At 68.1% G+C, this 4,500-nt stretch carries 4 protein-coding genes and 2 pseudogenes; 5 read left to right on the top strand and 1 reads right to left on the bottom strand.

The window, feature by feature from the left end; genetic code table 11:
• The 3 genes and pseudogenes from ccoG to AC27KI_RS19250 form a co-directional block, all read left to right on the top strand.
• Positions 1-1,249 (top strand): annotated as a pseudogene (gene ccoG, locus AC27KI_RS19260) (cytochrome c oxidase accessory protein CcoG); the annotation flags it as partial.
• 85 nt (positions 1,250-1,334) lie between these two features.
• On the top strand, positions 1,335-1,619 hold the full coding sequence (locus AC27KI_RS19255) for a FixH family protein (RefSeq protein ID WP_284428870.1): 285 nt from the start codon (positions 1,335-1,337) through the stop codon (positions 1,617-1,619).
• Positions 1,620-1,664: 45 nt separating this feature from the next.
• Complete coding sequence (locus AC27KI_RS19250; protein WP_272548306.1) at positions 1,665-1,958, top strand: hypothetical protein; 294 nt, start codon at positions 1,665-1,667, stop codon at positions 1,956-1,958.
• 31 nt (positions 1,959-1,989) lie between these two features.
• On the opposite strand, the gene fnr is transcribed toward AC27KI_RS19250, so the two are convergent.
• Positions 1,990-2,709, bottom strand: a complete 720-nt coding sequence (fnr, locus tag AC27KI_RS19245; protein WP_272564148.1) for a fumarate/nitrate reduction transcriptional regulator Fnr — start codon at positions 2,707-2,709, stop codon at positions 1,990-1,992.
• A 177-nt stretch (positions 2,710-2,886) separates the two neighbouring features.
• Between fnr and hemN the strand changes: the two genes are divergently transcribed.
• Together hemN and AC27KI_RS19235 are read left to right on the top strand one after the other, a co-directional pair.
• Positions 2,887-4,269 (top strand): oxygen-independent coproporphyrinogen III oxidase, encoded by a 1,383-nt coding sequence (gene hemN / locus AC27KI_RS19240; RefSeq protein ID WP_284428869.1) that lies wholly within the window; start codon positions 2,887-2,889, stop codon positions 4,267-4,269.
• Between the two features lie 11 nt (positions 4,270-4,280).
• Positions 4,281-4,500 (top strand): annotated as a pseudogene (locus AC27KI_RS19235) (sulfite exporter TauE/SafE family protein); the annotation flags it as partial.

Genomic DNA, 4,500 nt, shown 5'->3' with positions numbered 1-4,500 from the left:
TGCAGTGGGGCGAGCGGCAGATGGTGCTGTTCGACCTGGGGGCGCGGCGCCTTTACCTGTTCGGGCTGGTGCTGTACCCGCAGGATTTCATCTACCTCACGGGCCTGCTCATCGTCAGCGCGATGTCGCTGTTCCTGTTCACCGCGGTGGCGGGGGCGCCTGTGGTGCGGCTTTCGCCTGTCCGCAGACGGTGTACACCGAGATCTTCATGTGGATCGAGCACCGGGTGGAGGGCGACCGCAGCGCCCGCCTGCGCCTGGATGCCGGGGGCTGGACCTTCGAGAAGGTGCGCAAGAAGGCGCTCAAGCAGTTCCTCTGGATCACGGTGGCGCTGTGGACGGGCTTCACCTTCGTGGGCTACTTCGTGCCCATCCGCCAACTGTCGGGCGAGCTCCTGGCGATGCAGGGCGGCTGGCAGATCTTCTGGGTGCTGTTCTACGGCTTCGCCACCTACGGCAATGCCGGCTTCATGCGCGAGCAGGTGTGCAAGTACATGTGTCCCTATGCCCGGTTCCAGAGCGCCATGTTCGACCGCGACACGCTCATCGTCACCTACGACGACGCGCGCGGCGAGCCGCGCGGTCCCCGCACCAAGACGGTGGATTACAAGGCCCGGGGCCTGGGCGACTGCATCGACTGCACGCTGTGCGTGCAGGTGTGCCCGGTGGGCATCGACATCCGCAACGGCCTGCAATACGAGTGCATTGGCTGCGGGCTGTGCGTGGACGCCTGCAACACCGTGATGGACAAGATGCACTACCCGCGGGGGCTGATCCGCTTTTCCACGCAGAACGGCGTGGCGGCTCGCTGGGGCCGGGCGCAGATGCTGCGCCGCGTGCTGCGCCCCCGCGTGCTGGTCTACAGCGCGTTGCTGGTGGCGCTGTGCGTGGGGCTGCTGTCCAGCCTGGTGCTGCGCACGCCGCTTAAGGTGGACGTGGTGCGCGACCGCGCCGCGCTCTCGCGCATCGTGGCCGGTGGGCAGCTGGAGAACATCTACCGCCTGCAGATCATGAATGCCACCGAGTCCGGCCAGCGCTACCGCATCGGAGCGAGCGGGCTGCAGGGGCTGCGCGTGGCGTCCGACGCCGAGGTGGAGATCGGCGCGGCCGAGTCCCGCTGGGTGGCCGTGCGCCTGCAGATCCCCTACGGCTCCGCGCCGCCCGGATCGCATGCCGTGCAGTTCGACGTGCAGGCGCTGGGCTCGGGCGGCCATGTCGCCGAGAAGTCGGTCTTCCTGGTGCCGCGATGAGCGCCGCCGGCCACACCGTCACCGTTTCAGGCGCCAGACCGCTGTTCCGACCGCATTTCTTCTTTTCCTGTCAGGAGTGAACACCATGCCATCCCCTATCGCCGCCGCACCGGCTCCCCTTCCTTCGGCCGCTCCCTGGTGGAAGTTCGGCTTCGTCTGGATGGTCATTGCCGGGCCGGCCATCGTGGTCGTGGCGGGTTTCACCACGCTGTGGGTGGCGGTCGTGCGCCCCGACCCGGTGGTGGCCGAGGACTACTACCGCCAGGGCATCGAGATCAACAAGACGCTGCAGGGCGCGCCGAACAGCCTGGCCCCGGCCATGAAGGCGCGCAACCATGCGGCCACCCCCGTGCAGGACCAGCCGCGCTGAAGGCGGCCTGTCCGCACCACCCCCCGAAACGAGGAGACAAGCGCAATGTGGACCCAACGCCTCATGTGGATTGCATGGCCCGCCTTCCTGATGGCGGGCGTGCTGGAAATGCTGGTCTTTGCCCTGGTGGACCCACAGGACATGCACTGGTTCGGACAGCCGCTGGCGCTCTCGCGCGAGGGGGTCTACACCATCGCCTTCTTCGCTTTCTGGCTGGTGACGATGGCGTCGAGCGCACTCACCACGCTGCTGGCCATGTCGCCGTTCGAACTGAACCGCTGCCCCGTGCCCGTGACCGACCGGCCCGCCGACTGCGCGCGCCACCACCCGGGCGCATGAAATGCCAGCGCCGGTGCCGCAGGCCGGCCGCTCAGTGGCAGTTCTGCGAGTTCACGATGCGCTTGAGCGCCGCGGTCTCCAGGATGCGCACGTGGCGCTGCTTGACCTCGACGATGCCGTCCTCGACGAACTTCGAGAAGGTGCGGCTCACCGTCTCCAGCTTGAGGCCGAGGTAGCTGCCGATTTCCTCGCGCGTCATGCGCAGCACGAGTTCGGACTGCGAGAAGCCCCGGGCATGCAGGCGCTGCACCAGGTTGAGCAGGAAGGCCGCCAGGCGCTCTTCCGCCCGCATGCTGCCCAGGAGCAGCATCACGCCGTGCTCGCGCACGATCTCGCGGCTCATGATCTTGTGCACGTGGTGCTGCAGCGCCGTGACCTCGCGCGACAGCTCCTCGATGCGGTCAAAGGGCATGACGCAGACCTCGGCGTCTTCCAGCGCGACGGCGTCGCAGGTGTGGTGGTCGCTGACGATGCCGTCCAGGCCGATGATCTCGCCGGCCATCTGAAAGCCCGTGACCTGGTCGCGGCCGTCTTCGGTGGCCACGCACGTCTTGAAGAAGCCGGTGCGGATGGCGAAGAGCGAACTGAAGGGCTCGCCATTGCGAAACAGGGTGGCCCCCCGCTTGACCTTGCGGCGCACGGCCACGATGTCGTCGATCCGCTGCAGTTGCTGATCGTTCAGGCCCAGCGGCATGCACAGCTCGCGAAGGTTGCAGTTCGAGCATGCCACTTTGATGGTTTGCGGATTCATGGGAAAAGGCCTTTGTGGTGAGGGGAGGGCGGGCGGCCGGCAGGGTGGTAGAGCCCGGGCGAACGCCGGGCACCTGTCATGGATCAATTGTGGCAGCGTGCGCCTGCAGAACCCTTGACCCAGGTCAAGGGTTTCCCCCGGGGCCTGCGGCACATTGGGCAGGCACAAGGAAATCCCATGATCGCTGTCACCCCTGAACTCCTGCGCCGCTTCGACGTGCCCGGCCCCCGCTACACCTCCTACCCGACCGCCGACCGGTTCGTGGAGGCCTTCGGACAGGACGACTACGTTCTCGCGCTGCAGCAGCGCCGCCTGGGGTCGGCCGCCAAGGCACTGCCCTTGTCGCTGTATGTGCACATTCCCTTTTGCGAGTCGCTGTGCTACTACTGCGCCTGCAACAAGATCATCACCCGCCACCCCGAGCGGGCCGAGGTGTACCTGCGCTATCTCAGCCGCGAGATCGACCTGCACACGGCCCAGTGTGGCGTGGGCCAGGTGGTGAGCCAGCTGCACCTGGGCGGGGGGAGCCCGACGTTCCTGTCGGATGACGGCCTGCGGTCGCTGATGGCCATGCTCCAGCGCAGCTTCACGCTTGCGCCCGGCGGCGAGTATTCGATCGAGATCGATCCGCGCACGGTGGACGCGGGCCGGCTGGCGCTGCTGGCGGAGCTGGGCTTCAACCGCCTGAGCTTCGGCGTGCAGGACTTCGACCCCGAAGTGCAGAAGGCCGTGCACCGCATCCAGCCGGCCAGCCAGGTCTTCGACCTGGTGGCCAGCGCGCGTGCGCTGGGCTTCGAGTCCATCAACGTGGACCTGATCTACGGCCTGCCGCGGCAGACACCCGAGTCCTTCGAGCGCACGCTCGAGCAGGTGGGCCGGTTGCGGCCGGACCGCATCGCGCTGTATGCCTACGCCCACCTGCCCGAGCGCTTCAAGCCGCAGCGCCGCATCGTGCCGGCGGATCTGCCGCTGGCGGCGTCGAAGGTGGCCATGCTGTCGCAATCGCTGCGGTCGTTCCAGGACGCCGGCTACGTCTATGTGGGCATGGACCACTTCGCGCTGCCGGGCGACGCCCTGGCCGTGGCCAAGCGCCAGGGCCGGCTGCACCGCAACTTCCAGGGCTACAGCACCCAGCCCGATTGCGACCTGCTCGGCCTGGGCGTGTCGGCCATCGGCCGCGTGGGCGCCACCTACAGCCAGAACGCCAAGACGCTGGACGAGTACTACGACTTCATCAACCAGGGGCGCCTGCCGGTGGTGCGGGGCCTGGCGCTCACGCGCGACGACCTGGTGCGCCGCTCCGTCATCATGGCGCTGATGTGCCAGGGCGAGGTGCTGTTCGAGCCGGTGGAGCAGGCGTGGCTGATCGATTTCCGGCAGTACTTCGCCACCGAACTGCAGGCACTGGAGGACCTGCAGGCGCAGGGCCTGGTCGTGCTCGGCCAGGAAGGCATCGAGGTCACGGCCATGGGCTGGTTCTTCGTGCGCGGCGTGGCGATGCTGTTTGATCGCTACCTGCAGGCGGACCGCAACCGCGCGCGCTTTTCCCGCATCATCTGAAGGACGCCGCCATGCCCGACACCCTGGTCTGGACCGCGTTGGCCATGGGGCTGGCAGGCGGCCCGCATTGCCTGGCGATGTGCGCGGCGCCCTGCGGGGCGCTGGTGCGCGCTGGCGGCCCGGCCCACGCCGCGGCGGAAACGCAGGGGCGCAGACGGTGCGATGGGCGGGCCGCGGCCTGGCTTTGCCGGCGGACCGGGTGTGGGCACGGCCCTTCGCTTTCCATCTGGG

The sequence above is a fragment of the Acidovorax sp. KPB24-03 genome (assembly GCF_057546605.1).
This window is presented reverse-complemented; position numbering and strand designations above follow the sequence as displayed.

Bases quoted from the DNA above. Each gene is read 5' to 3' on its own strand.
- AC27KI_RS19255 (WP_284428870.1), top strand. From the start codon at position 1,335: ATGCCATCCCCTATCGCCGCCGCACCGGCTCCCCTTCCTTCGGCCGCT.
- AC27KI_RS19250 (WP_272548306.1), top strand. From the start codon at position 1,665: ATGTGGACCCAACGCCTCATGTGGATTGCATGGCCCGCCTTCCTGATG.
- fnr (WP_272564148.1), bottom strand. From the start codon at position 2,709: ATGAATCCGCAAACCATCAAAGTGGCATGCTCGAACTGCAACCTTCGC.
- hemN (WP_284428869.1), top strand. From the start codon at position 2,887: ATGATCGCTGTCACCCCTGAACTCCTGCGCCGCTTCGACGTGCCCGGC.